Genomic DNA, 26,151 nt, shown 5'->3' on the forward strand with positions numbered 1-26,151 from the left:
CCGCTGCTCTACCGCTGAGCTAAGCCGGCCACTCGCAAGGAACCCATGCGGGTTGCCGGCTGGCGCCAGCGCGTCCGCTTGTGCGCGGTCGCAATACCAGACTTGTCCGGGAAGTGCCAGAACCTGCAGTGGCGTCCGCCGGCATGAAACAGGCGGCCCCTTTTTGGTGCCGCCTGAGCCATTTCGATTGAGTTTTTGGGCCTACTGGCAGAGGTGCTGCCGGCCGTCTTCACCCTTGAACCACGTGCCGGGCCTGCACACGATGCCGTTGCGGGCCGCATAGGCATCCCAATTGCCATACCAGCCGGGTCCGCTGCGGTCGTAGCTCGCATAGGAATTGCTCCAGCCCTGGAACGGCGCGGCGGCGACCGTTGCTGCGGTGCCGACGGCGGCGCCCGCCACCGCCCCCGCCGCGTCGACCGGCCAGAAGCCCGATTGTCCCTGATTGTTCGGGTTCACTTGCCGCTGGGCCGTGTGCCGGCGGCGATAGGTGCGATTGGTGGTGGGATTGGCGGGGCCGAGATTCTGGCAAGCGGGATCCTGGAACACCCCCGTGCAGCGGGCCGAATTGTCGGCCGCGGTCTGCGCGAAGGCTGGTGTGGCCAGCGTGGACGCAACGATTGCGGCCAAGCCAAGAAACTTCAGGCTTGTCATGGCATTTTCTCCATGTTGTTGAGACCTGTGCTAAGTGCGATCTGACGCTGTCGTTCCGCGTTTTCTGGCCTGCGGGGTCACATCGACGTGAACCCGCTCAGGATGTGAGATCTGTGCCAGGCAACCTTGTCTACGTGAGCGATGCAACGGCTGTCTCTCCCGTTAACGCTTCACTAGCGTGCTTCGCAGCATTTGAGCGCCGCGCGATCCTTACGCGTTAGGCTTACCGGAATTTGGTCAGCCGTCCTTAACCCTCTCTATGCTGCAATCCGTTAGGTTGTGCTCCGCATAACCGGGATCCTTCCATGCGCGCATTCGCGCTCGCAGCCTTTCTGATCGGACTGCCCGCAACGGCTCTTGCCGGCGGCGGCTTCGATATCGTCGTGCCCGGCCGTCCCGGCGTGCCCATCATCATCAACAATATCGATGCGTCCTACAGCGTCGTCGAAGGTGTCTGGGGCCTGGGCAAGAGCCTCCAGGTGCAGCCCACGATCTATGGCGGGCGCTACGTGGCCGAGCGGCAGCCCTCCGATGTCGGCCATTATTATCCGAGCATGGGCTTGCAGCCCGGCTATGGCCGCCTCGAGATCGAGCCGCCCGCGAACCGCAGATTGCCGCAGCCGGCAGAGAGCTATCACCAGAGCTGGGGCGCGTCATCCGCGCCGCTTCCGCCGCAAATGGATGTGCCGGTCAACCCGCCGCCGGTGATCCTCGCGCCTGAGATCAACGACCATCCGCGGCGCCCTCGACCGCGACCGCATGCAGAGATGCCTGGCAAGCCGCCGGGTTAAGAAGCGTCAAAATCTAAAAAAACGGAAATCAACAGGAGAGAGTAATGCGTCAGATGATTTCGGGACTGGTCGCGGCGGCTGCCGTGATGTTCGTGGGCAGCGCGCCGGCGATGGCCTGCGGCTTCAATCCGTGCCAGCCGGTTGCGCCGGTCTATTCCGGCTGCAACACCGGCTGCGGCGGTTACGGCTACGGCGCCGGCTACGGTTATGAGCGCCTCGCCGAGCCGAGCTCGCAGTACTACTACGTCAACCAAGGCCCGACCTACACTGGCCCGGGTGCCTTCGCGCCGACTCCGACCTACCAGGAAGACGCGGTCGTCGCGCCCGCCAATTATGGCTACGGCTATGGCTATCGCGCGGCTGCTGTCGCGCCGCCGGTCGCCTATCCCTATCGCCGCCCGTACTACCGTCCGTATCACTATGGCTACGGCCCGCGCTACGGCTACTTGCCGCGCACGCATTACGGCTATGGTCCGCGCTATGGCTACGCCCATCGCTACGCGCCTGCGCCGTATTACGGCGGCCACCGCGTCCTGCGCCGCTATTACTGATCTCTGATCGGTTGAGCCCAATGAAGCGCCCGTCCGCGTGATGCGGACGGGCGTTTCGTTTTGTCTCCAAAACAACCCCATGCACAGTAGCCGCGGATAGCGAAATCAAGGACTTGAAGCGCAATGAGATCGAGATGAGTGATCATTGCGCATTGGCTCGCTGTCCGAGCCCGATCTTTCCGAAAAACAGAAATTCGCTTGACCCGTCGGGCAAAACAGGAGCACGATGGCATGGTCGGGATGTGCGCGGCGACGCCTACCGCTTCATCAGTCCTAGCCGGCTGGCGCCGACATAGAGCGAGAGCACCGCGGCATTCGAGACGTTGAGGCTCTTGATCTCGCCGGGCATGTCGAGCCGCGCCACGACGCTGCAGGTCTCGCGCGTCAATTGCCGCAGGCCTTTGCCTTCTGCGCCCAGCACCAGCGCGAGCGGCTCGCGTAGCGTGACGTCCGAGAGGTCCTCGCTGCCTTCGCTGTCCAGCCCAACCGTCTGGAAGCCGCTGTCGTTCAGCTCGTTCAGCGCGCGGGCGAGATTCTGCACGCTGATCATCGGCACCAGCTCCAGCGCGCCGGAGGCGGCTTTTGCAAGCACGCCGGTTGCTTCCGGGCTGTGGCGCGCGGTGGTGACGATCGCTTTCACCGCGAACGCGGCGGCGGAACGCAGGATGGCGCCGACATTGTGCGGATCGGTGATCTGGTCGAGCACCAGCACCATGCCCTCCAGCGCCAAATCCTCGATGTCGGGCGAGGGCAGGGGATCGGCCTCCGCGAGCAGGCCCTGATGCACGGCGTCGGGCGACAGCAGCCGGTCGATCTCCTGGGGCCGAACGATCTCGGGCGCGATCCGGGTCTTGATGTTCTCGTCCGCCAGGCGCCGGGCGGCGTTCTCGGTCAGCGTCAGCTTGCGGATCCGTCGCTGCGGGTTCGCGAGCGCCATCGTGACGGTGTGCCAGCCATAGAGGATGACGGGTCCGTCGGCATGCGAATCGCGGTCGCGCCAGGCCGGCCGGCCGGCCGATTTTCCCGGTTTGTTGAAGGGCTTAGCCCCGCCGCGGGGGCCCCTTGGGGTGAATTTTCGATCCTTCATGCGCTCGCTTGTGTCACGGGTCCCGGAATATGGCAATTTGGGTGGCTTCGAGGGCGATTTTAGCTGTTCGCCTCGGTTGACTTTGCCCCACCGCATCGCCCATAAACGCGCCCGGTCGCGCCCCCATCCGGGCTGTCGCGGCCTTCACGTTCCATGGCCGTCTTCGGTCGCCGGCAAGGTCCGGCCCGATTGTGCTGCCGTCGAGCGGGGGAGTGTCCCGAGTGGCAAAGGGAGCTGACTGTAAATCAGCCGCCTTATGGCTTCGCAGGTTCGAGTCCTGCCTCCCCCACCAGCCTTCGCTCACTTCGCGAGCTTCGGCTGGGCAGGCCAGCCAAGATGACTATTGCGCGAAGCTAGCGAAGGCTGCCACGCCGTAGCCCGATGGGCGCAGGCGGACTGTCTCCAAATGCTACCCCAGCATCTCCTTCACCATCGGTACCACCTTGCGCCCGTAGAGCTCGATGCTCTTCATCAGCTTCTCGTGCGGCAACGGCCCCGCCGAATATTTCAGCTGAAACCGCGCAATGCCAAGCGCCTTGGCCGTCCTGGCGATCTTGCGCGCGACCGTTTCCGGCGAGCCGACATAGAGCGAGCCGTGCTCGGCTTCGCTGACGAATTCGTCGCGGCCCATCGCCGGCCAGCCGCGCTCACGGCCGATGCGGTCGCGCATGGCCTTGTAGTCCGGCCAGAGCTCTTCGCGGGCCTGTTCGTCGGTCTCGGCGACGTAGCCGGGTGAGTGCACGCCGATCGGCTGCGCGGGGCGGCCGAACTCCTTGAAGGCGCGGTGATAGAGATCGACGTAGGGCGCGAAGCGTTCGGGATCGCCGCCGATGATGGCGAGCATCAGGGGCAGGTCGTAATGCGCGGCGCGCACCACGGATTGCGGGCTGCCACCGACACCGATCCAGGTTTTGAGCGTTCCGTTCTCGACCGGCGGATAGACCAGCTGATCCCTCAGCGGCGGACGCAGCTTACCTTCCCAGCTCACCGGCTTCTGCGACAGCAATGCGGCGAACAGATCGAGCTTCTCCTCGAACAGGTCCTCGTATTTGCGCAGGTCGAAGCCGAACAGCGGAAAGGATTCCGTGAACGAGCCGCGGCCGAGGATCACCTCGGCGCGTCCATTGGAGAGCGCATCCAGCGTGGCAAAGCGCTGGAATACGCGGATCGGATCGTCCGAGCTCAGCACCGTCACGGCCGAGCCGAGACGAATGCGCTTGGTGCGCGATGCGATCGCGGCGAGCACGGTTTCGGGCGAGGAGATTGCGAAATCGGCACGGTGATGCTCGCCGAGCCCGATGAAGTCGAGTCCGAGCTCGTCGGCCAGCACCGCCTCGTCGAGGACGTTGCGGATCACCTGCGCATGCGGAAGCATGCTGCCGGTTGCGTCCCTGGTGACGTCGCCAAAGGTATCAAGTCCGAATTCGAGCGGTGCGGTCATCGATCAGGTCTCTGTGGGGAGGATCGTCGAGACTTAATGGATGGCCACCGAGCCACAAGGGCATTCGCGGAAATGCTCGGTTTCCGTTTTACCGCCACATCCCTCGCATCCGCGCGCCGATGTCGATCTTCGGGCCTTGCGATGCGGCGCGCGCGCCAGCCGCGGCGGCGATCGGCCAGGCGGCGCGCTCGAACAGATAGACCAGCTGCTCCGGGATGAAGCGGGTGCGTGAGGCGTAGACGTGGCGGTCGCCCCTGGCTTGCTGGCCATGGACGAAGAAGCGTTGCGGCACGACGAGATGCAGATCGTCCTTGGCGCGCGTCATCGCGACGTAAAGCAGGCGGCGCTCCTCCTCGAGCTCGGCGCTGGTGCCGGCGCCGAGGTCGGACGGCATGCAGCCGTCGACGACGTTGAGCACGAACACCGACTTCCATTCCTGGCCCTTGGCGGAATGGATGGTGGAGAGGATCAGATAGTCCTCGTCGCGCAAAGGAGGCCCGGATTTGTCGCTGGTCGCGTTCGGCGGATCGAGCGTGAGTTCGGTCAGGAAGTTTTCGCGCGATGAATAGCCGCTCGCGATCTGCTCGAGCTGCATCAGATCGGCGCGGCGCGTCTCGGAATCCTCGTGGATGCGGTCGAGGTGCGGCTCGTACCAGAGACGCACGCGCTCGAGATCGGCCGGCCATTCCGAGTAGCGCAAGTTTTCGACCGTGCGGACGAAGCCCGTCCAGTCAGCGCCAGTGCGCGGCGGCACCGGAAGCTGGCCGAGCGCATGCAGCGGGTCCATGCTCTCGGCCATCTGGTCCAGCACGCGCTGCGCGGTCGCGGGCCCAATGCCCGGCAGCAGATGCAGGATGCGAAAACCGGCGACGCGATCGCGCGGGTTCTCGGCAAAGCGCAGCAGCGCCAGCACGTCCTTGACATGCGCGGCGTCGAGGAATTTCAGTCCGCCGAATTTCACGAAGGGGATGTTGCGGCGGGTCAGCTCGATTTCGAGCGGGCCGGAATGCGATGATGTCCGGAACAGTACCGCCTGGTGCTTGAGAAGCGCGCCCTGCTCGCGATTGGCCAGCACCTGCTCGACGATGTAGCGGGCCTGGTCGGCCTCGTCATGCACGGTGACGAGCTGCGGCTTGTGCGCGGAGATGCGGTCGGTCCAGAGGTTTTTTGTGAAGCGCTCGCGCGCGAGGCCAATGACGCCGTTGGCCGCCGCCAGCACCGGTTGGGTCGAGCGGTAATTGCGGTCGAGCGTGATCATTTCCGCGCGCGGCGAGAAGCTCTGCGGAAAATCCAGGATGTTGCGCACGGTCGCGGCGCGGAACGAATAGATCGACTGCGCATCGTCGCCGACCACGGTGAGCCCGCGTCCATCAGGCTTCAGCGCCAGCAGGATCGAGGATTGCAGGCGGTTGGTGTCCTGATATTCGTCGACCAGCACGTGATCGAAGCGGCCGCCGATCTCGTCGGCGATCAGCGTGTCGCTCATCATCTGCGACCAGTACAGCAGGAGATCGTCGTAATCGAGCACGTGCTGGGCCTGCTTGGCCTCCACGTAAGCGGCAAACAGCCCCTTCAGTTCGGCGGCCCAGCCCGCGCACCAGGGATAATGCTGGCCGAGCACCTTCTCGATCTCCATCTCGGCATTGACGCAGCGCGAGTAGATGGACAGGCACGTGCCCTTGGCCGGAAAGCGGCTCTCCGTCTTCGACAACCCGCGTTCGTGCCGGACCAGATTCATCAGGTCGGCGGAATCCTCGCGATCGTGGATGGTGAAGGCGGGATCGACGCCGATGCGCTCGGCATATTCGCGCAGGAGCCGCGCGCCGATGCCGTGGAAAGTGCCAGCCCAGGTGAGCGCATCGCGCATGATCGCGGCGTTGTTCTCGCCCAGCACTTTTCGGGCGATGCGCTCGACGCGGCCGGACATCTCGGCGGCCGCGCGGCGGGAAAACGTCATCAGCAGGATGCGGCGCGGATCGGCACCGGCGACGATCAGATGCGCGACGCGGTGGGCGAGCGTATTGGTCTTGCCGGAGCCGGCGCCGGCAATGACGAGCAGGGGGGCGCCCACGGTCGCGCCATCGGTCACGCCATGCTCGACGGCGCGGCGCTGCTCCGCATTGAGCGTGTCCAGATAGGTTGTCACGAATCGCCCCGATGAAGTCTGCAGAATCAACGATCCTCAGGCGAATCGCAATGTGGCTGGATGCAAGTCACCCAAGGATTTAGGGGAGAGGGCGTTTGCCCCGCAATATGCGTCCTATTTCTGGTTCCTGGCCTTTCGCGGACGTCTGATCCGCCGCCGCATGGATGCGGCGACGGACGGCAAGACCTGATGGCGCCGCTGCCCGTCATTCCTTGGTCGCTGTCGCGCCGAACCCATCGGCCGGCACGTAAAGCTTGACCGGTCGGATTTCATAGACTGCACTGGGATTGACCTGACGCAACAAGCGCGCCGCCGCGATCGCCTCGTCATCCGTGTCGTATTCGACGAGGTGGAAGCCCAGAAGCTGCTCCTTGGTTTCGGCGAACGGGCCGTCCAGCACGATCCCAGGGCCGGGGCCACGCAAGGTGCGGGCCTTTTGGGTGTCATCCAGACGGGCGGCCGGCCCAAGGTGTCCGCTTGCCCTCAAGGGTGCCTGAACCTCGATGACTTTCGCGACGACCGCGGCGTCTTCCGCCGGCGACCACGACAAAATCTCGTCTTCCACATGGTAAGCCAGGATCGCGTAAAGCATCTTCACCTCGTTTGTTTTTGGGCGCGCAGCACGAAGGACGTATGGTTGCCGCCGATACCGACAACGGCCGACCTCAAAATATTGCGTCGCGGCGTGTGCGACGAAACGTTTCTGAAACCCGATTGCCGCCCGGCGTGCTGATTGCTTCCGTCGCCCTAGGCGAGCGACTTCGCACGCTCTGAGCCGGCGTTGTCAGGGGGCGCTTAGAACCTGCTTGACGAGGGCCTCGCGCAGCGCCGCCAGCTCGCCGCTCGTCTCCATCTGCTCGATCACCTGTCCAACTTTCGGCACCAGGTCGCGGTGGCGTTCGTGCAGGTAATGGTAGATGCGGATGCGCTCGAGCGGCGGCGAGAGCGGGTAGATCCTGGCCTGTAGATTGAGCTTGCGAACAGCGACCAGCCCGCTGAAGAGGTCGGTGACCATCACGTCGAAACGATCGGCATCGAGCATCCTGATCATGTTCTCGAGGCTCATGGTCGCCGTGACGTGGTCCATGCCGCGCGTGCCGGCTTCCGACGAGCCGACGCCGCGGACGATGCCGATGCTGTAGTCCCTGATGGAATTCCAGCCATTCACGTCGAAATGGAGTTTGGTCGCGAACACAGCGGGTTCGATGTAGTTGATCGCCGGCGTCACCTGCAGCAGCGTCGGGTAATCGCGCGACAGCGTTCCGATCCGCTGGATTTCACCATCGACCTCGCCGGCGCTCGACAGGGCCAGCGCCCGCTTGCCGGGGACGTCCTCGAATTCGAGCTTGATGTTCAGCTTGGCGTAGACAGCCCGCAGCATCTCGCCGCCGACATACTGATCGGGAATGTCGGCGATCCGCGCCAGCCGGATCACTGACTGCGCGGAGGACGAGCCGGCTGCGAACAGCGACAGGCAGACGACAACTATCCGCCACATTGGGCGCCTCTTTGACCGTTGCTTGCTACCACCGGGTTCGGAGGCCCGCGTGATCTACCGGAGATGGGGGCTCGCGCAGGGCCACAACACTCATCGTTCGCCCGGCGACACCTGATTTTCACCGATGTCATTCTAGCATGCGAAGTGGTACCTTGCGCGAGGATCCTGCTGCTGGGCGCAAGGATATGACCCCACCGACCTCAGATCGCCCAAGGGCCGACAGGATTGCTGCGCGCATCGCGTGCTGAGGAAGAATCAAAACCGTTGAATTGCGCGAGGCTGCGACCGGCAGGCCGGAGAGGTGTCGCCATTTTCGGGGACGGGGTGCATGGGCAACGCAGGTGACAAGAATCCCGATCGCAGCCGCGCCGTTACGCCGGCGGCCGCGAAGCAGGATTTGAGCGGCATCGGAATCGCGTTCACGTCCCCGATGCTCGCGGCGCTGCTATCGCGGATCTTCAACTGGTCGCGAAGCGGCATCGGGCCCCGCCTGCTTGCCGCCGTGCTGCTGTTCTCCTCGATCGTGACGCTGACACTGACCGCGCTCCAGCTCTATCTGGACTATGATCGCGAAGTCGGCGTGATCGAGACGCGGCTCGAGGAGGTCGGCCGCAGCACCACGGGCAGCCTCGGCGAGAGCCTGTGGAATCTCGACCAGAACCAGCTCAAGCTCCAGCTCGACGGCATCCTGCGGCTGCCCAGCATGCGCGCCGCCGAGGTCCGTGAGATTGCCGATCGCCCTAATCCCATCCGTGTCGCCGTCGGTGAGCAGAGCAGCCGCTCCGTCGTGACGCGCGACTATCCCCTGACCTATGCCGTGCAGGGGACCGCGCGCGCCATCGGCGTGCTCCATGTCGAGGCGACGCTGAGTGATGTCTATCAGCAATTGCTGAACCGGGCTCTCGTCATCCTGGCAAGCCAGGCGGCAAAGACGTTCCTCGTCTCGCTGTTCATCATCTACATGGTACACATTCTGGTGACGCGGCATCTGGTAGCGATCGCCGAGTTTGTCAGCAAGTACAGCCTGGCGCGGCCGCCGCCGCCGTTGCATCTGGAGCGACGGCCTCCTCACGATCCCGACGAGCTGGACAAGGTGATCGACGCATTCAACGCCATGTGCGCCAACCTCGGTCGTGCCTATGGCGAGTTGCGCGAGGCCAATGCGAATCTCGAACGTGATCTGAAGATCCGCCGGCGCGCCGAAGAGGATGCGCGCGCGAGCGAGCAGCGCTTTCGCGACTATGCCGAGACCGCATCCGACTGGTTCTGGGAAACCGGGCCGGATCATGTGTTCACCTATATATCGGACCGGGCCGGCGCCTTCGGCATGGATCGTGAGGCCCTGATCGGCAAGCGACGTCCGGATGCCGCCTTCGACCACGATGCCGAGGCGCAGAAATGGCATGACCACATGGCGACGCTGGATCGTCACGAGCCGTTCCGGATGTTCGAGTATCGCGGCCGCGATCGGGCCGGGCGTTTGCACTACTTCAGTGTCAACGGTCAGCCGGTGTTCGCCGAGGACGGCCGTTTCATGGGCTATCGCGGCTCCGCCACCGATCTCACGTCGCAGCACGAGACCGAGGAGCGGCTTCGCCAGTCCCAGAAGATGGATGCGATCGGCCAGCTCACCGGCGGCGTCGCGCACGACTTCAACAACGTGCTCACCGTCATCACCGGCACCATCGAGATCATTCAGGAGGGGCTTGCCGAGAAGCCAGAACTCGCCGCGATCGCCCAGCTCATCGACGATGCGGCCTCGCGCGGTGCCGAGATCACGTCTCAGCTCCTGACGTTTGCGCGGCGCCAGCCGCTGGAGCCGCGCGAGATCGACGTCAATGGTCTCGTGCTCGAGACGGCGAAGCTGTTGCGGCCGATCCTCGGCGAGCATGTCGAGATCGTGACACGGCTCGCGGACGATGCGTGGCTGGCGATGGCAGATCCGTCGCAGCTTTCGTCGGCGATCGTCAATCTCGCCGTCAATGCGCGCGATGCCATGCCGGATGGCGGCAGGCTCACGCTCGAGACGGCAAACCGGGAGCTCGACAGCACCGGCAATGGCGACGGCGATGCCGGCTCCTACGTCATGGTCGCCGTGGCCGATACCGGTCACGGCATCCCCGCCGACATCCGCGACCGCGTGTTCGAGCCGTTCTTCACCACCAAGGGGGTCGGCCGCGGCACCGGACTTGGTCTGAGCATGGTCTACGGCTTCGCCAAGCAGACCGGCGGCACCGTCGCGATCGAGAGCGAGGAGGGCCGCGGCACGGTGATGCGGCTGTTCCTGCCACGATCGGCGGGCGAGGCCGCGGCGAGGACCGGGCCGGTGGCGGCGCCCGCGCCGGCGCGCGGGCGCGAGACCATCCTCGTGGTCGAGGACGATCCGCTCGTGCAGGGTTATGTCATCGCGCAGCTCGGCAGCCTCGGCTATCGCACGCTGACTGCCAGCGATGGCGCAAGTGCGCTTGCGCTGGTCGACCAGGGGGTGAGCTTCGATCTCCTTTTCACGGACATCATCATGCCCGGCGGCATGAACGGGCGGGAATTGGCCGAAGCGGTCCGGCTCCGCCGGCCGCGCGTGCGGGTGCTCTACACCTCCGGCTATACCGACAACACCATCGTCCACGAGGGACATCTCGATCCCGGCGTGGCGCTGCTCCAGAAGCCGTATCGGAAGACTGACCTGTCTCAGAAGATTCGAGAGATGCTCGCGGGCGAGGGGCCGCTCTGAGCGCACGCGCGAGGCCAGCGAAAACGGCCCGACCAAAGAACCGGCCTGACCAAAGAAAAGGCGCGGCGGGGAGACCCCGCCGCGCCCGATTTCTTGCTCGCTGGTCCAGGGCTGAGAGCGCCCCGATGCCAAGCCCTTATTGAGAACTTAGCGGGCGATCCCAGCGAGGTGACAGCGCTTGGTAAAAGACACTGGATCACCTCCTTTCGTTGATTGCGGGAGACCTCAATATAGGCCGGCAGGCCGCCGCTGTTAAGGGGCCGCGGGCCGGGGCGGAACCAAGCTTGTGCGCAAGGGCCGGAAAGCCGGCGAAAGCCGTCGTAGGGGCAGTTGAGACCGCCGCCCGGCCGTGTTAGGGAGCCGGTGTCGCGGGTGTAGCTCAATGGTAGAGCAGCAGCCTTCCAAGCTGAATACGAGGGTTCGATTCCCTTCACCCGCTCCAACGTTTTCAGGCACTTGACGCGCGAGCAGCCTTCCATTCGGACAAGCGGGCTGATGCTCATTCGGACAAATGGCCGTCTTTTGTTCGGGCCGCCCGGCGCTTCTTCGCGCCATTCACGATCTGTCGTGTCGTGCGCTTGGTGTACTTCGGCAACACCTTCACAGTAGTGTGGCGGCCTTGTGCCAACATCTCGCGGTCGGTCAGTTCGGCGTCGCCGCCCTCGGTGAAACCGCCGTGACGGAACGAGGTGAACGATAGCACATCGCGGAGGCCAGCGGCGCGGATGACTTCTTTGACCTTGCGGCTCAGATGGGTGAAGTCCGGCTGATCCGGCTTAGGCCAAGTAGGCCAAGGGCCGCGATTGCTCCAATCCCGGCACAGCATCAGGCCGCCGATGCGGTCGCGCTTGATGGCGTCAAGTTCGGCCATGAGCTCAGGATAGAGCGGTGCGCCTGCGTCGTCGAGCAGAGGTATCCAGCCTTCCTGCTTCGTTTTCTCGTCCACCACACGGACCATGTTCGGCCGCTCTTTCGGGCGATAATGCGACACATCGAATGTTGCGAAGATGTCGGTCTCGCGTTGCAGCCATTCCCAGCCGATCAGCGCGGCAGTGCACAGCGACGGCAAGCCAAGCTCGACGGCCTTGGCGCGAAATGCCAACAGCTCCTCATACGTCGCGGTCGGTGTTTCGCGGTTGGATGACCGCAGACCCATTTGTGCGAACGGATTAACATGGGGCAGCTTGCCGGGATGGCGGCGCGCAACAACGTTCCACGCGCGGCGGCAAGATTTCATAGCGTGATTGACGGTGGTGCGGCGCTCGCGTTCGATTACGTTGCCCTTGGCGTCAGTGATCTTGAGGATCAGCAGCTTTTCATAAAGATCATCAGTCAACGCCGTGTCGATGGCCGACAGCCGCTTCTCACCGAGCCGCGCGCCGTCCTTCAGAATGTAGCCGCCGACCAGCTTGAAGCCGACTTCATGATTGCGCTTCGATTTGGGGTCGAGCTTGGTGTAACGCCGATCAGCGCGGTATTCGGCAAACATCCAATCGAGCCTTCCGAATGCGGCGGCCGTGGGCGTTGATGCCGAAGGGGCACCGGCGGTGCGCCACGCATCGAAGGCGGGCAAGAGAACCGTTTCGGCCCTTGATACGGCAGCATTGTAGTCGGTGCCGAGCGGCGCATTCTCAATGGTGCAGCCTGCCTTCCGCGCCCATGACGGCACATGAAAAAAATAGCCCCAGCCGCCGTTCTTGAGCGGCTTGCGCTCGACGTAGCGGGGCAGGGGCAGGGCGGAGCGGGGCGGTTTCACAGGAGCCTCCTCAAGTCCTCAGAGGTTTCGTCACTGACTTGCGCCGTCACGGGCTTGCCAAACGTCAACGTCACGCTTCCGTCTGCATTGACGGTCGCGCTGTTCACCGCAACACCAGCCGCGCTTGCCTGTTGCATCGCGCGCGCGAGGGTCATGGGGGACTTGCGCATGCGCTTCTGTTTAGGCGGGAAGGTTTCGATGTCCCAACGCTCACGGTCATCACCGGGGACAAATCCCCGTTTGCTGAATTCGATGAACGCCTGCCAGGCGTCGTCACGGCCGTCCATGGTGATGCCTTTCCTGCTCAATATAGCGTCGGCTTGACTCGACGTACATAATCAAGCGGCCTCGCCGACCTTGACCCCCAAAGGACCGACACAGCAGGGAGGTATTGGCTTTCCGTTGTTGGGCTGGCCGCGTCGCCCTCAGTTGCCCTGTGCCGAAGCTCAATAACCTTTCGTCGAGCGCACGACGCCGACTGTCGGCGTCGTGGTGCCCATGATCTGCGCGATCTCGCTTTGAAGCGAAGCGATGGCCGCGCGCATCTCCTCGCCGCTCGTATAAGTGATCGAACGGCCGTCGTACTCCAGCGAGCGCACACCGGAACGGTACGCGCGCTTCAATGCGTCGAGCTGTGCTTGCAACGCCGCAACGTCGGCCATGTTACTGGCCCGCGTTGGTGACAAGGCCACGCCACTCCACGGCACCGCAGCCATAGTCCAAGCGGACTTTGGTCTGGACGCCGTCAACCTCGAAACCAGCACGGCTCTCGGTCTGCGGACCCGGCGCGCCCGCCAGATAGGCGAACTCAATACAGGGCAGCAGCGCCGGATCGGCGGACAAGTACCAGCGATGCGTGTCCGCCAAGCGCGGCTCGACGATCAGATCGAGGAACGCGAACGGGTTGACGTTGGCGGTCTGCGTCGCCTGCACGGACGTGATCAGCTTCTCCGCGCTGGTCTCCAGCGCGCTCGGCACGATCAGGTAGCGCGGAACAACGCTGATGCCGCCGCCGCCGGGGCCGGTCTGATTGCGCATCAACAGGCGCGCTTCCGACAGGGTGGTTTCGCTCGGCACGCCGCCCGTGCCGACGTTGCCGTGCGCGGCGTTGAACAGCGCCACGCTGTCGCTCATGGTCGGGCCGAGGCCGGAATTCTGCACGATCAGATCAACCAGCTTCTGACGCTCGAATTCAGCGGCAGCAAGGCCAAGGCGCTGGGTGATGTCGCCGAGGCCGCCCAAATCGTCATTGACCAACGCCTGCCGCGAGATCGGGAAGATTTTGCCGTAAGTCGCGATGCTGTAGCTCTCAGCGGTGTCAACAAACGAGCCATACTGATACTCGCCGCTCTCAGACACTGCCGCGAGCTTGAAACCGGAATGATCGAGCTGAATGCGGCTCTTGGCGCGGAAATCATTGGCCGTCGTCTCGCGCGCAATGCGACGGATGCCGCTCGGCGCGATCTGGTAGGCTTCACGCAGCGACTTGTTCATCAGATTGGCGAGCAATGCCGGGTAATCCGAGGTGGTCTGCAATGCGCGAGTGATCAGGCTCGGCGCGGCCATACCCAGCGTCGAGATGCCAGCGCGATGCAGGCACTCGCGGGCCATGTCGGCGCAGCTCATGCCGACGTACTGGCGAGCCTGCGGCATCGGCGTGAAGTTCGGCACGATCCGCGTGTACATGGCGTCGGCGGCGGCGCGCTGAAAAACGTCGGGGTTATCGAGCGCCAAAAGATTGTGCATATTGGCGGTTCCTGCGCTGCGAACGGTGACAGACCGATCCAGCATGTCATTGAGAAAAGCGCGGCGCGCATCGTCGATGCTCGCGCCGCATTCGATCAGGGCGGTGACGCGGTCCGTCGCAACACCGGCACGGCGGCCCAGTTCACGAATGGCGCAGCCATCATTCGCCGCGCGGGTGCGCGCGGTCGGATCGGCGGGCACGGCGACGAAGCTCGCCTCGCGCACCGACCAGCGGGCGGCCGTCATGGTGCGCACGCCATTGGCGTCCTTGCCCGCCTTCCACTCGCCGACTTCGTAGCCGACCGACAGATTGCGGATGATGCCGTTGCGGATGTCGGTCACGACCGGTGCGATCTCCGGACGCGACGAAAAACGCAAGCGCGCAATCACTTCGCTGCCAACGATCCAAACGTCGTCAATCGTGCCGAGCACGTTATCGATGCCGCTCTGCTGGTGGCTGTCGAGAACCGACGCGCCACGGGTGACGCCGAGGTCCAGCCCCGAAGGATCGAGGATTTCCATGAAGTCGCCACGCGCATCACGACGCCGAACCGGCGTGGTCGATGCGATGACGGCCTCGATGGTCATGGCCTCGGCGTCAAATGTGCGCGGACGCGGGATCGCGTCGCGACGGGCAAGGTCAACTGCGCTTTCGCGCAGCAAAAGGGCAGTGGAATTACGCATTCTCATTCTCCGTTTCGTTTTGGCTGGCGATACCGCCAGCGCTTGCCGACAGATCGTCGGCGGCAAAGGGATCGTTCTCGATTTCGGCATCAACGTCGGCGGGATCGCGCCCGCCTTCGCTGATGATCTCTTGACGCGAGCGCAGCTTGGCCGCGACCGCGAGGGTATCGGCTTTCGCCTTCTTAAGCTCGTCAATCGCGGGCCAGCCCGGAAACAAGAAGGACGCGCCGTAGCGCTCGGGATTGGTCTCATAGTCGGGCGCGCGCATGCGGCCGGACAGCACTTCGAGCAGCACCAACCGATCCCAAATCGGCGTGAGCAGTTGCGCGACGATGTGATTTTGCTGGATCGCCTTCACGCGACGCTGGAACGTCGCCAAACCGAGCTTGCCAGCGCTGTAGTTGATTGCGCCGAAGTCGCCGGTTGCCATGAACGCGGGCACGCCAGCGCCCGCGCAAATCAGCCGCTCAATGTGCGACAGCACTTCCGGAACGGTATTCATCTCGGAGGTCGGCGGAAAGCTGACATCCGCGCCGGGCGGCAGACGCAAGGTCGCGCCGGGTTCGAGATAGAGCGACGCGGGGTCGGTGCTCTCATCGAACGCCATTTCACCGTTGGGATCGCGCACGACCATGCCCACGAGGCAAGTCGTTCGCAATTTCACGACCGCCGCGTCGATGCAATTGTCCAGCTCCATCGCCAACGGCGCGACAGAAGTCAGCGGCGAGATGCCGCGAGGGACGCCGGGAAAGTGCGGTTCATACACGTGGCAGACATCAAGCGCCGAGATGCGAACAGGAGGCGCGACGCTGGCCCAAGGCGCGTCCGGAGGGGTCGGCAGCACCCAAAAAGCCACGCGGCGACCGTCGCCGTCGAATTCGACGCCTGCCATGATCATGGGCGCATTGCCAACAAGACCGAGCGCCGGAACAGACTTGGAGCTGTCAACTTGATCCGCCGTCAGCATCTGGAGCTTCAATTGCATGCTGACCGGATCGCTGACGAGCCGCGTGAAGTTTTCGCCATCGACAAAGAAGCCCCGCGCCACACGAGACAGATAACCGCCAAGCGACATGCCGCCCTCGACGCTGCAATCCTGGAAGAACGCATTCCAGACGCGCTGCAAGTGCGCATTCGTGTCAGGATCAGGATGCGCCGCGCGCACAGTCGGACCATCCGCGACGATGGCAGTGACTGCATGCTGGATGATAGACGCGATCAAACTGTTGTTTTGGCTCTGATGCGAGACTTTGCGCGACGCGAGACGACCGGCGGCGAGCTGTTGGCTGATTGGCGAATGAAGCGCATAGGCAGCGGGCCAGCGAGCAGAGCCGCCCGTGATGTCATAGCCGGAGAACGCGCGGGTGAGGGCGCGGAAGGCGTTGCGGGTGCGACTGAGAATTCCGGTGCGCTTCATGACGCCTCCGGAACGCGCGTCAACGGCATGCCACGACCCTGCATCGACACGGCGAAATAGGTCGTCACGTATTCGACCGGCAAGCCAGTCGCCGTCGCGATATCGCCGAGCGTGACATCATCATCGCCATCGATCTGCTTGCGCAGGCGCTTGATCGTGCGGCGCAACTTCGGCATGGCGGCGTTGGTGTTCAGATGTTCGCGAACAGTCTTGCTCTTCGACAAGCCATTGAGTGTGTCTTGAAACAGACCCGCCACGATATGGTTCGGCTCGCCGAACTTGTCGGCGAGCGTTGCGATGGTGAGATGTTCGACTTGCTGGAGCATGATTATTCCTTGATTTGCAGAGCGGTGCGGACGTGATCAACGACGGCTGCCAGATCAATCACGATTATGACGCCGCCAGCCTTGCTCAGTATTTCGCCGAAATGATCTTTGGGATCGAAGAAGAAGCCCTTCTTGTCATCGCGGTGGTAGCCGAACAAATTCGACACCGCAGCGCCCTGCAAAAGTGCAAAGAACTGAAGATGAACCGGCGCGTAATCGAGGGCTTCGATGGCATCTTTGGTGCTGACACCCGCGCTGGTGAGCACCTTCACGGCGCGGGTGACGCAGATTTCGGTCACCGAGAAGAACTTGGAGTGCTTCGTGCCGGTGACGGTGTCCTTAAAGAGACCGCCGCGAAGCCGCCACGACGCCAAAGTCGGAAAAGGACAGCCCGCAGCCTTCGCTGCGGTATCCATGTCGAACAGCTTCTTTTCAAAATCATTGATCATTACGCAGTTGCGTAACACTTTTGCCAGTGTTACGCAATGGCGTAAAATTATTTTGGGCAGGTAGTTTCCGCCCCCGGTTGGCAGACCGGGCGGCAGACAGAAAGGCAAATCACTAATGGAAGCAGCATCTTACAGCATCGGCGCAAACGCGTCCATCACCGGGCCGGTGAAGATCGGCGACTACTGGGCTTGTTCGGGCGGGTTTTCGACTGAGGATTTCGGCGATCCGATCCCGGACAACGTCCAGCGCAGCCAGGTGGAGACCGTCAAATCCGTGTTTGCTCGGTGTCGCCCGACGCGCACGGTGCAGCCCGATGAGTGTCTGACTATCGGTTGGCTCAAACATGATGTCGAGCGCTTGAGCCGCCGTGGCTACATCTCTCGCGGCGCGGTGCTGGTCGCGGCGTCAGAGATGGGCATCAACATCCTTCCGATATTCGGTGAGGACGGCCCGGCTGATGAAGGCTTCGCGCCGGTCACCGCTTACATCTGCATCAACCGTCGTGATGTTGATCGCTTGCTGCGCGAGGTGCGCGCATGAACGAGATCGCAGACGCCGAAGAGAAGTTCTTGGCGCAACTCAAGCGCCGAACGTCGTTAATCGTGCAATCGAATAACATGGCTCAGGTGATCGAGGAGCTGATCAAGGATCACGAAACCGATCACGACATCCAGTCCTTTTGTGCAGCATTTCGCCGTCACACCCCGGCCGAAATCCGCAAAATGATTGCCGATGCGCGCACAACGCTTGCGATTTCGGAGTATATGTCGCGGGGCCAGATGCGCGCAACACCGTATCGCTGGACGCCGCCAGAGCAAATTCCGATGCGGGAGTTCCTTTACGGCAAGCATCTCATCCGTGAATATGTCAGCGCCACGATTGCGCCGGGCGGCCTCGGTAAATCGTCGCTCATCATCTCCGAAATGCTCTCGACGGTTTCGGGTCGGGCGTTGCTCGGCATCAGTTCCGAACAGCTCCGCGTCTGGTATTTCAACCTTGAAGACCCTGCCACGGAGACGACGCGTCGCATCCAAGCCACCGCCAAATACTTCAAACTCACGGAAAACGACATCGGCGACCGGCTGTTTATCGACCATGGCCGTGAACGCCCCCTCGTCATCGCGAAGACGGAAGGCCGTGATACCGTGATCTGCGCGCCTGTCGTTGACGCCTTGATCGCGGAGATCAAGGCGCGCAGCATCGACGTTGTAATCGTCGATCCCTTTATTTCGTCGCATAAGGTGCCTGAGAACGACAACAACGCCATCGATATGGTGGTGAAGGAATGGGGCAAAGTCGCCGATCAGGGCAATTGCGCGGTTGAGCTCGTCCACCACGTTCGGAAGGGCGAACAGGAGGTCACGGTACAAAGCGCGCGCGGCGGCGTGGCGATGACTGATGGCTGTCGCTCCGTTCGTGTGCTCAATCGCATGACCGAAGCTGAAGCCAAGAAAGCAGGCGTCGATCAGCATCGGTCCTATTTCTCAGCCTATGCCGATAAGGCCAACCTGACCAAGCCAGCCGACAAGCGGGACTGGTTCAAGCTAGTTTCTGTCGATCTCGACAACAACCCGCTGAACCGTCTCAGCGGCAACCCATTCGGTGATCTGAAGGGCGACGATATCGGCGTTGTGACCCGCTGGGAGTGGCCCGACTTGCTGGCCGGGGTCACCGGATCGGACTTTGAGCGGTGTGCTCAGGCGATCAAGGCAAGCCAATGGCGCGCCGACCAGCGGGCGAATAGCTGGGTCGGCATCGCGATTGCCAAAACTTTGGACCTCAGTCTCGCCGACAAGAAAGACCGCGCCAAGGTTCTCGCGTTGATCAAGACGTGGCGTGAAACGGGCGCTTTGATCGAGGTCGAGAAGCAGGCCGAGAACCGGCAGACGAAGAAATTCATTGAGGTGGCCGACGACGATTGAAGGGAGGGCCTGACCCGCTCCAGTTGCTCCAGTTGGCCGAAGCAGAACTGGAGCAACTGGAACAACTGATCTGCTCCGCTCCAGTTAAATCCCTTTAGGGATTAACTGGAAGTGGAGCAGCAGGGGGGCGGTCGGAAAGACTGGAGCAGATCGGGACTGTCGGCATGAAAATCAATCTGGGGCGGCGCGTGCGCCGTCACGTCGTAATAGAGGAGCCAATCGAATGTATGTGATGAACCCGAACCTTTTCCGGCAGTACTTCCTGCACTTCGCAGGCAAGCTCGCTGATGCGCCCGGCGCGGCGCACCTGACCAAACTGGCTGCGACAGCCAAGGCCATTCCTGTGCCGGTTCTGGCGAGCCTGACGGCGAAGATGGCGCGGCTCAATCCGCGCGCAGTCAACTGGACCTTGGCGACGCTTGCCGAGGAGATCGCCGACGGCTGCGCCGACTATGGCGACGCGACCGGCTTCGCGCGTGCGCTGGACCGTGATCTGGAATGGCCGGAGTTGATGGAGCTGGCGAGGGCTGAGGTGGAGCGCCGGGAGCGCGGCAGCTTGCATTAATTGCCATTAAGCCTTTTGCGTAGCCATTTGAGCAAGTCCCGGAGGGCGTTGGCGTATTCTTCTATGATCAAGCGCCGTTCCAACGACGTGTCCGAGGGCGGCAGACGCTTTGGCGCGCTCGTCCCGTTATCGTCGGGTTCTCTCTTCTTCCCCATGACGACCGGCCTCCGAGGCACGGGAACTTTGGGGGCTCTCGGCTCCTCCTCGCTTGATCCAAGTCAACGGGCGGGCGACCTCCGCTCTCTCAGTGTTGCGGATTATTCCGCAACTGAATTCGCGAGCGGCGCCAGCGATTTCAAGTTGCACTTCCCATACACGCAATTACAAGGTACTGCCCTCTAGGACAATACGGGCGGCGCTTGCGCCCGGCCCAAAAGTAGTGGGAATATTTTCCTAGACCCACAACAACGGAAAGTTCCCAAGAACACCCAGTTCTTCAGTGCCTACGGCGCGGCGCGTGTATTGGAACGCGACCGGCATACTATTGAGCGCGCCGTGCGCGGCCTTGCGCCGGATGCTCATGAGAAGGGCAAGCCCCGCTGGCGGCTCGCTCGGATCGTCGAGGCGTTGTCGCGGCGGCGAAGTGGACGTGATGCAGTTGCATCAACTGAGGCTCTGGGCGATCAGTTTGGCCCAACTCGACGCGCTCGATGCACGCGTCCGGGATGCACCGACACTTAAGAGCGGCGGACACTGGCGTGTCAGTTATTCGTGGTGTTGCGCGATACTGATCGCACGATGCGCGACGACGCGCGGCGATCTGGTGAGGATGCCCGATTGACCGGGCTCCGGTACGACGAGCACACGCGGGTGTTTCTGGCGACTTTGCGCGAGCCGTGCGGTTGGACTTTTGAGGAGATGATGGGCGAATACAACCAAAGTAAGTGCGTAGATCGTGGATGATGGCCGGTGCCGTGCGCGTGCGCAGCTCTCCTCCTAGGTCGGTAACTTTACTTCAGCGGGCCGCTGGTCGTCGCAGCCCCTTATGCACCAGCGCGACGGCGGATCGCAGTCGCACACATGTTTTCTGGTGGACAACAAGCAGTTGTACAGCTTTAGAGGGATATTACCAGTTTATTCCCGCACACGAACGGATGCTAAAAGCAGACGAGACCGGAGTCTCTGTTCGTTGCGCTCTAGGAAAGGAAGGCCGGGATGAAGTTGAAAGGCGTTCGCGTCGAGAACTTCCGTGGTGTGCGCTCGGCTGTTTTGAGCGATCTGGGGGAGATGGTGGTATTAGCTGGGCAGAATGGATCGGGTAAATCATGTATTTTGGATGCGATCCGTCTCCTGAAGTCTGTTTATGGCGGTTACCAGCCGAACGAATTCCATCAATGGTTCGGTGAGTTCCAGATCAATTTCAACGATCCACGGGCGCTGGCCTCAATCTTCAATGATTCCACTAAGCGCCTACTTTTGCAGATCGACGTAGAGCTTCACGATGAGGAGCGCCGCTATCTGAAGGAGCAAGCGAAAGATCTGATCACGATGCAGGTTTGGAAAACGGTGATGCCAGAATTGCAGGGGTGGCGCAGTCTGGACGCAGCGCCGTTTACCGCCCAGTTCCGGAGTCACCATTCGCAGGTGGAAGAAACGGCCAAGGGCGATCAGGAATTGTTCAACGCTGAAATCGACCAGCCGACCATATCAGCGCTTCTCACCATTGAGCCCGGGCAGCCTCCAGAATTTTCGCCATCGAAAACTCTCGAATTGATGTTCACCAATTTCGATCCAGAGCACATAGGCGTCATTGACTATCACGGTGCCCACCGCACGTTCAACCGTGAGCAAATCAACGCGATTAACGTCAACCTAAACGCCGTCGAGGAGCAGCGAAAGCAAAGCGTCCTTTATAACTACAACGCAAAATACTCCAACGTAAAAAGCGAGATGGCTGCACTTTATGTGCGCGAAGCTTTGGCTGAAAAGGCCGGGACTAAATCAAGTGGGCAGAGCTCGCTCACTGATACTCTCAAAGAGCTTTTTGCAACGTTCTTTCCCGAAAAGGAATTTCTTGGACCGCAACCACGGTCGGACGGTAGCTTGTATTTCCCAGTTAAAGTTGGTGGCCGAGAAACGCATGATCTCGATGAGCTTAGTTCTGGCGAAAAAGAAATCTTGTACGGCTATCTGCGCCTGCGCAGTTCAGCACCCAAACACTCAGTGGTCCTGCTCGATGAGCCTGAGCTGCATCTGAACCCGAGATTGACGCGAAATCTTCCGGACTTCTATCACAGACACTTGGCCAAGGACCTGCAAAATCAGGTTTGGCTAATCACGCATTCAGACGCGATTTTGAGGGAGAGTGTTGGGCGACTAGGTGTGTCGGTATTCCACATGACTCCCAGTGCTCATACGCCAGCCGGACAGGATCAGGCGCATCGCGTTGAAGCCGATCAGGACCTTGAGCGCGCGGTCATCGACATGGTGGGTGATTTGGCCGCCTATAATCCGGGCGCGAAGGTAGTAATATTCGAAGGCGAGGACTCTGATTTTGACGTGAGGATGACTTCCGAGTTGTTTCCCGACCTGCTTGCGAGAGTGAATGCTGTTTCGGGAACCAACAAGACCCGGGTGCGAGGACTTCACGCCCTATTAGAAACGCTGATGGAAGCGGATCGGCTTCCGCCTATGCGTGTCTATTCGATTACAGATAAGGATTCGGACAAGGGGACCGTTGTCGGTGCCATGCAGTTCGCTTGGGATGTGTATCACATTGAAAACTATTTGCTTGTCCCAGAGTTCATCAAGAGTGCTCTGAATGATCTTCTAGGAGGGAAGGGCGTTCCATCGGAGCAGACAATCGAGGACGAACTTATCGACTGCGCGACGGAAACGCTGCTGTCCTTGGTGGTGCACGACACCTGTGATGCCGCTAACCGTGAAATCATCGCGGCAATCAACACTAGGATCGACCCAAAATCAGCAAATCCCGGACAAGCTCTTTCGATGGCTATTCAGACCTCTAGAAACAAAATCGAAGGGTTGATCCAGAACAGCCTCTCGCCAGCCGCCCTTGAGGGGCTGGCCCAGACACACAAACAGCGTTTCCAAGTCGATTTGCAAAATGGAGGCTGGAAGAAGTCCTTTAGGGGGCGTGATATTCTGAGGTTATTCGTTGGGCGTCGCGGCGGAGGTGTAAAATACGAGGCGTTTCGGAATGTGATCATCGCTCGAATGAGGGATAAAGGCTACCAGCCGCCCGGGATGAAAAAGATTCTTGACCAGATTCTTGCGCCCCAACCTCTTGTCAGGCCGTCTTAGCCGGAAGCCACTTCCCTTTGGCGTTCGGACGAGCCGGAATAGCCGTTAGTGTCCAAGGGGGGGATTTGGGGCAATTTGTCCGAATGGCCCTTGAAAGTATTCAGCCGCCGAAACCCTTCCAAGCTGAATACGAGGGTTCGATTCCCTTCACCCGCTCCAGAGCTTTCAATCGCTTATGTTTAGCGCGAGGGACGGCTCTTTTTTGATGATCTCATTCTGACAAAGGCTGCTTTACAGTTTCTGTTGCTCGCTTTTGACCGACTGTTTCTCGTATCTCGCATATTCCCACGTTCACGCCGTCACGGCCTTCTGGGCCGCCGTGAAGACGTCGCGTGCGGACGTCGTACCCGCTACGTGCTCCGTACCCTCGACTCCGAGGTCCATCCATCCTGCATTAACGGCATCAAACATTTCTTCGGCAGGTCCGGTGTAGCCCTTCGGGATGCCGAATTGCTCGAACGCTTCCGCCCACCCTTCACGCGGGACTGCAAAGGCTTTCACGTCGAGTTTCAGGACTTCACCCAATTGCTCGGCGACTTCATCCGGGCTGACCATCGAACCAAGCTCGACGACGCGCTGCCCTGACCACGCTGGCCCGGTCAAAAGGGTTGCTGCCGCCGCGCCGATGTCGTTCGTCGCGACCATGGTCGATTTCCGGTTTGTCGGATTGTAGTAGACCGGTAGCGTTCCGCCCTGGGCGACCTGCAAGCCGTAAAGGAAATTTTCGAAGAATCCACCTGCGCGCACAAATGCGATCGGCGATATCAGGTCGCGAAAACCTTGCTCCAGAAGCGACAAGGCCGTGACCATCCCAAGCCCGCTGGTCCTGTTCGCACCCATCGACGAAAGCGCTACCACTCGCGGCGGCGCTGCCTTGGTGAGCGCCTCGACATAGTTCGCAATCACGCCCTTGGCTTCTTTGTAATCGGGCGAGGGGGCCCAAACAGCCGGCAACATGACAAACGCGCCTTCGACGCCTTTGAGCGCCTGCTCGATGGCTGCCGAATCATTCCAATCACCGTCAACCAGCTCCACGCCCCGGTTCGCCCAGCTTGACGCCTTCTCGCGATTGCGGACCAGCGCGCGTACTTCCATGCCATGCGCCAACAGATGTTCTGCCGTTGCGCCGCCCACTTTTCCCGTGATTCCCATGACTAAGAACATGCGTTTTCTCCCGATCTTGAGGGACAGAGCACTGCCCCGGTTGGTTCAACGGATGAGCGGCAGAACGGCCCGGATACGGGGATCGCGCGCGTAGAGGCCGCCCCATGTCATCGCGCCCAGAAGCAGCGAAATGATTTCCGGCGGCGACCCCAACTCACCAATGCGGACATGGGCACAGATGGCACCTCCCAAAAAGCCGGTCACCAGGATCGCGCCGAGGGCGGCGGTGGCCGGGATGGCGTAAAGGATGGCGCAGGCGAGTATGATCGGAGCGACGACGTGGGTCAGGTCGATCGCGAACCCGGTTTCGTGCAACATGCTCGCGATCTGTGCCGGCGCGAACAGCTGAATAGTCCCGTCTGCAACCAGAGCGATAACGACAAACGCGCTCATTATCCGGCCGACCCACTGGGCGCGATGCAAGTTCATGGCATCAGGCGCCTGACGAAGGTTCATGGTTTCAGACATTTTGTGGTTCTCCGAGGGGGCCACCAATCTTCGAGGCCTACTGCCTACTGTGTCTCTAGGGTATGATAAACGCCGCGGAAATGAACTCACTGTTCTCTCTGCGGTGAACAATACCGAGGCACGAAAATGCAGAATCTCGAACCCATCCTCATTTTCATAACGGTAGCGGAAATGGGGAGCTTCACCCGCGCAGCCGATAGCCTCGGCATTCAGAAGGGAAGGGCGTCAACGGCGGTCCGGAAGCTGGAAGAAGATGTCGGTGTCAGGCTTTTGCACCGGACGACGCGTAGCGTGCAGTTGACGGAGGACGGACGCGCATTTCATGCCCGTGCCCGCGATCTCCTTGCTGAAGTCGATGACCTACATTCAATGTTCGCAAGCGATCGCGTGGCACTTCGCGGGCGTTTACGGGTCGATCTTCCGACCGAGGTGGCGCGTACGACGATCGTGCCGGCCTTGCCGGATTTCATGGCGACTCACCCCGCGTTGGAGCTGGAGGTGTCGAGTACGGATCGCCAAGTCGATCTGGTTCAAGAGGGGTTCGACTGCGTATTGCGACTTGGTCCTATCGGGGATGAGACGCTGATCGCCCGCCCGCTGGGCAAGTTGCGCATGGTCAACGCCGCCAGTCCTGCCTATCTGGCGCACTATGGCGTCCCTCGATCGCTAGAAGATCTCCGGCGTCAGGGTCATCGGACAATTCATTTTTCGACGATGTTGGGCGCAAGGCCCTATGGATGGGAATATCCGGACGGCGACAGCTACGCGACGCTCCAGTTGCCAGGTGCGCTGCACGTCAACAGCGCGCAGACCTACGAAGCCGCTGCCCTCGCCGGCCTTGGTCTGATTCAGGCGCCATTCTTGGGGATTGGCCGATACTTGGAGAGTGGCGCGCTTGTGGAGATTATACCCGATTTTCGTCGCCGGGCGCTCGACGTGTCTCTCGTCGTAGCACATCGGCGCAATCTGTCGCGCCGAGTCCGCGCATTCATGAAATGGATCGAAAATGTGCTCGCGCCCTACCTGGAATAGCGAATCGAGCGCTTCGTCCTGCCCTCGAAATCAATGTTTTGAGTTATGTCTGAATAGAGATCGTCGGCCGATCCCCGATCATGCGGCTATCCGGAGCTGCTGGGCCCGAGCATGCGGCCGTGTGGTTCGACCTCGACGTGTCGGTTCTCCCGACCGGGTGACGCGGCTGTTGACGTGATGCCATCATGGCGCCGCTCCCGCGTTCAATCCTTCAATGCGTAGGCGATGACGTAATCGCCGCGCTTGGTGCCGAACGAGCCGTGGCCGCCGGCCGCGGTGACGACATATTGCTTGCCGTCGACCTCGTAGCTCATCGGCGTCGACTGTGCGCCGGCCAGGCCGATCAAGGCGTAGACGAGACCGGTGATAAAGACTGCCCTGGATCGCTGCATGGCTGCTCCGGCGCGGAAAAGGAACTACGTCTGTGCAGCGCAAGCGCAACAGAGGACGCCCACTTT

The 26,151-nt window shown here is 61.7% G+C and carries 24 protein-coding genes and 2 tRNA genes; 10 read left to right on the forward strand and 16 right to left on the reverse strand.

All coding sequences use genetic code 11. The annotated features are described in order from the left end of the window. Positions 1-201: 201 nt before the first annotated feature. Positions 202-654: a hypothetical protein gene (locus tag FXB38_RS07565; protein ID WP_148750262.1), complete on the reverse strand. Its 453-nt coding sequence runs from the start codon at positions 652-654 to the stop codon at positions 202-204. A gap of 305 nt (positions 655-959) precedes the next feature. Here FXB38_RS07565 and FXB38_RS07570 point away from each other — a divergent pair, with 305 nt between their 5' ends. Continuing rightward, positions 960-1,445 carry a hypothetical protein gene (locus FXB38_RS07570; protein ID WP_148750264.1) on the forward strand — a complete coding sequence of 162 codons (486 nt, stop codon included), beginning with the start codon at positions 960-962 and terminating at the stop codon, positions 1,443-1,445. Positions 1,446-1,489: 44 nt separating this feature from the next. Further along, entirely contained in the window at positions 1,490-1,996 is a 507-nt protein-coding gene (locus FXB38_RS07575; protein WP_148750266.1) for a hypothetical protein, read from the forward strand. A gap of 256 nt (positions 1,997-2,252) precedes the next feature. Here the strand turns inward: FXB38_RS07575 and rlmB are convergent, their stop codons facing one another. After that, positions 2,253-3,083, reverse strand: a complete 831-nt coding sequence (gene rlmB, locus FXB38_RS07580; RefSeq protein ID WP_187434735.1) for a 23S rRNA (guanosine(2251)-2'-O)-methyltransferase RlmB — start codon at positions 3,081-3,083, stop codon at positions 2,253-2,255. A gap of 206 nt (positions 3,084-3,289) precedes the next feature. Between rlmB and FXB38_RS07585 the strand changes: the two genes are divergently transcribed. Further along, positions 3,290-3,375 (forward strand) — tRNA-Tyr (locus tag FXB38_RS07585). 117 nt (positions 3,376-3,492) lie between these two features. On the opposite strand, the gene FXB38_RS07590 is transcribed toward FXB38_RS07585, so the two are convergent. From FXB38_RS07590 to FXB38_RS07605, 4 genes are all read right to left on the reverse strand, one after another. Then, on the reverse strand, positions 3,493-4,524 hold the full coding sequence (locus FXB38_RS07590; protein WP_148750270.1) for an LLM class flavin-dependent oxidoreductase: 1,032 nt from the start codon (positions 4,522-4,524) through the stop codon (positions 3,493-3,495). 88 nt (positions 4,525-4,612) lie between these two features. Next, on the reverse strand, positions 4,613-6,670 hold the full coding sequence (locus tag FXB38_RS07595) for an ATP-dependent helicase (RefSeq protein ID WP_148750272.1): 2,058 nt from the start codon (positions 6,668-6,670) through the stop codon (positions 4,613-4,615). Between the two features lie 205 nt (positions 6,671-6,875). After that, complete coding sequence (locus FXB38_RS07600; protein ID WP_148750274.1) at positions 6,876-7,262, reverse strand: YciI family protein; 387 nt, start codon at positions 7,260-7,262, stop codon at positions 6,876-6,878. A gap of 192 nt (positions 7,263-7,454) precedes the next feature. Next, complete coding sequence (locus FXB38_RS07605; protein ID WP_148750276.1) at positions 7,455-8,168, reverse strand: substrate-binding periplasmic protein; 714 nt, start codon at positions 8,166-8,168, stop codon at positions 7,455-7,457. Between the two features lie 328 nt (positions 8,169-8,496). Here FXB38_RS07605 and FXB38_RS07610 point away from each other — a divergent pair, with 328 nt between their 5' ends. Both FXB38_RS07610 and FXB38_RS07615 read left to right on the forward strand, forming a co-directional pair. After that, a complete protein-coding gene (locus tag FXB38_RS07610; protein WP_148750278.1) occupies positions 8,497-10,899 on the forward strand; it encodes an ATP-binding protein in 2,403 nt (800 codons plus the stop codon). Between the two features lie 368 nt (positions 10,900-11,267). Next, positions 11,268-11,341, forward strand: a tRNA-Gly gene (locus FXB38_RS07615). A gap of 57 nt (positions 11,342-11,398) precedes the next feature. On the opposite strand, the gene FXB38_RS07620 is transcribed toward FXB38_RS07615, so the two are convergent. The 7 genes from FXB38_RS07620 to FXB38_RS07650 form a co-directional block, all read right to left on the reverse strand. Next, the gene (locus FXB38_RS07620; RefSeq protein ID WP_148750280.1) at positions 11,399-12,655 is read right to left on the reverse strand and encodes a site-specific integrase; all 1,257 of its coding nucleotides are present in this window, start codon (positions 12,653-12,655) and stop codon (positions 11,399-11,401) included. Further along, positions 12,652-12,942: a hypothetical protein gene (locus FXB38_RS07625; protein WP_148750282.1), complete on the reverse strand. Its 291-nt coding sequence runs from the start codon at positions 12,940-12,942 to the stop codon at positions 12,652-12,654. Before FXB38_RS07625 ends, FXB38_RS07620 begins: the two co-directional genes overlap by 4 nt. 159 nt (positions 12,943-13,101) lie before the next feature. Further along, positions 13,102-13,317 (reverse strand): phage head-tail joining protein, encoded by a 216-nt coding sequence (locus FXB38_RS07630; RefSeq protein WP_148750284.1) that lies wholly within the window; start codon positions 13,315-13,317, stop codon positions 13,102-13,104. A gap of 1 nt (position 13,318) precedes the next feature. Then, positions 13,319-14,989: a phage major capsid protein gene (locus tag FXB38_RS07635; RefSeq protein WP_187434736.1), complete on the reverse strand. Its 1,671-nt coding sequence runs from the start codon at positions 14,987-14,989 to the stop codon at positions 13,319-13,321. An 88-nt stretch (positions 14,990-15,077) separates the two neighbouring features. Next, a complete protein-coding gene (locus FXB38_RS07640) occupies positions 15,078-16,502 on the reverse strand; it encodes a phage portal protein (RefSeq protein ID WP_148750289.1) in 1,425 nt (474 codons plus the stop codon). Then, positions 16,499-16,828, reverse strand: coding sequence for a hypothetical protein (locus FXB38_RS07645; protein ID WP_148750290.1), 330 nt, complete (start codon positions 16,826-16,828; stop codon positions 16,499-16,501). Before FXB38_RS07645 ends, FXB38_RS07640 begins: the two co-directional genes overlap by 4 nt. Positions 16,829-16,830: 2 nt before the next feature. Further along, positions 16,831-17,277 carry a hypothetical protein gene (locus FXB38_RS07650; RefSeq protein WP_148750291.1) on the reverse strand — a complete coding sequence of 149 codons (447 nt, stop codon included), beginning with the start codon at positions 17,275-17,277 and terminating at the stop codon, positions 16,831-16,833. A gap of 115 nt (positions 17,278-17,392) precedes the next feature. Here FXB38_RS07650 and FXB38_RS07655 point away from each other — a divergent pair, with 115 nt between their 5' ends. From FXB38_RS07655 to FXB38_RS07670, 4 genes are all read left to right on the forward strand, one after another. After that, the gene (locus FXB38_RS07655; protein WP_148750292.1) at positions 17,393-17,818 is read left to right on the forward strand and encodes a hypothetical protein; all 426 of its coding nucleotides are present in this window, start codon (positions 17,393-17,395) and stop codon (positions 17,816-17,818) included. Next, positions 17,815-19,200: an AAA family ATPase gene (locus FXB38_RS07660; protein ID WP_148750293.1), complete on the forward strand. Its 1,386-nt coding sequence runs from the start codon at positions 17,815-17,817 to the stop codon at positions 19,198-19,200. The genes FXB38_RS07655 and FXB38_RS07660 overlap by 4 nt, the downstream gene beginning before the upstream one ends. A 223-nt stretch (positions 19,201-19,423) precedes the next feature. Continuing rightward, complete coding sequence (locus FXB38_RS07665) at positions 19,424-19,765, forward strand: hypothetical protein (RefSeq protein WP_148750294.1); 342 nt, start codon at positions 19,424-19,426, stop codon at positions 19,763-19,765. 1,155 nt (positions 19,766-20,920) lie between these two features. Beyond that, a complete protein-coding gene (locus tag FXB38_RS07670) occupies positions 20,921-23,029 on the forward strand; it encodes an AAA family ATPase (protein WP_148750295.1) in 2,109 nt (702 codons plus the stop codon). Between the two features lie 291 nt (positions 23,030-23,320). Here the strand turns inward: FXB38_RS07670 and FXB38_RS07675 are convergent, their stop codons facing one another. Beyond that, positions 23,321-24,193 (reverse strand): NmrA family NAD(P)-binding protein, encoded by an 873-nt coding sequence (locus FXB38_RS07675; protein ID WP_148750296.1) that lies wholly within the window; start codon positions 24,191-24,193, stop codon positions 23,321-23,323. Positions 24,194-24,238: 45 nt separating this feature from the next. Further along, on the reverse strand, positions 24,239-24,661 hold the full coding sequence (locus FXB38_RS07680) for a DoxX family protein (protein ID WP_148750297.1): 423 nt from the start codon (positions 24,659-24,661) through the stop codon (positions 24,239-24,241). Between the two features lie 126 nt (positions 24,662-24,787). Between FXB38_RS07680 and FXB38_RS07685 the strand changes: the two genes are divergently transcribed. Then, the gene (locus tag FXB38_RS07685; RefSeq protein ID WP_148750298.1) at positions 24,788-25,693 is read left to right on the forward strand and encodes a LysR family transcriptional regulator; all 906 of its coding nucleotides are present in this window, start codon (positions 24,788-24,790) and stop codon (positions 25,691-25,693) included. 203 nt (positions 25,694-25,896) lie between these two features. On the opposite strand, the gene FXB38_RS07690 is transcribed toward FXB38_RS07685, so the two are convergent. After that, positions 25,897-26,085, reverse strand: a complete 189-nt coding sequence (locus FXB38_RS07690) for a hypothetical protein (protein WP_148750299.1) — start codon at positions 26,083-26,085, stop codon at positions 25,897-25,899. Between the last annotated feature and the right edge of the window lie 66 nt (positions 26,086-26,151).

It is taken from the genome of Bradyrhizobium cytisi (genome assembly GCF_008123515.1).
GTDB lineage: Bacteria > Pseudomonadota > Alphaproteobacteria > Rhizobiales > Xanthobacteraceae > Bradyrhizobium > Bradyrhizobium cytisi.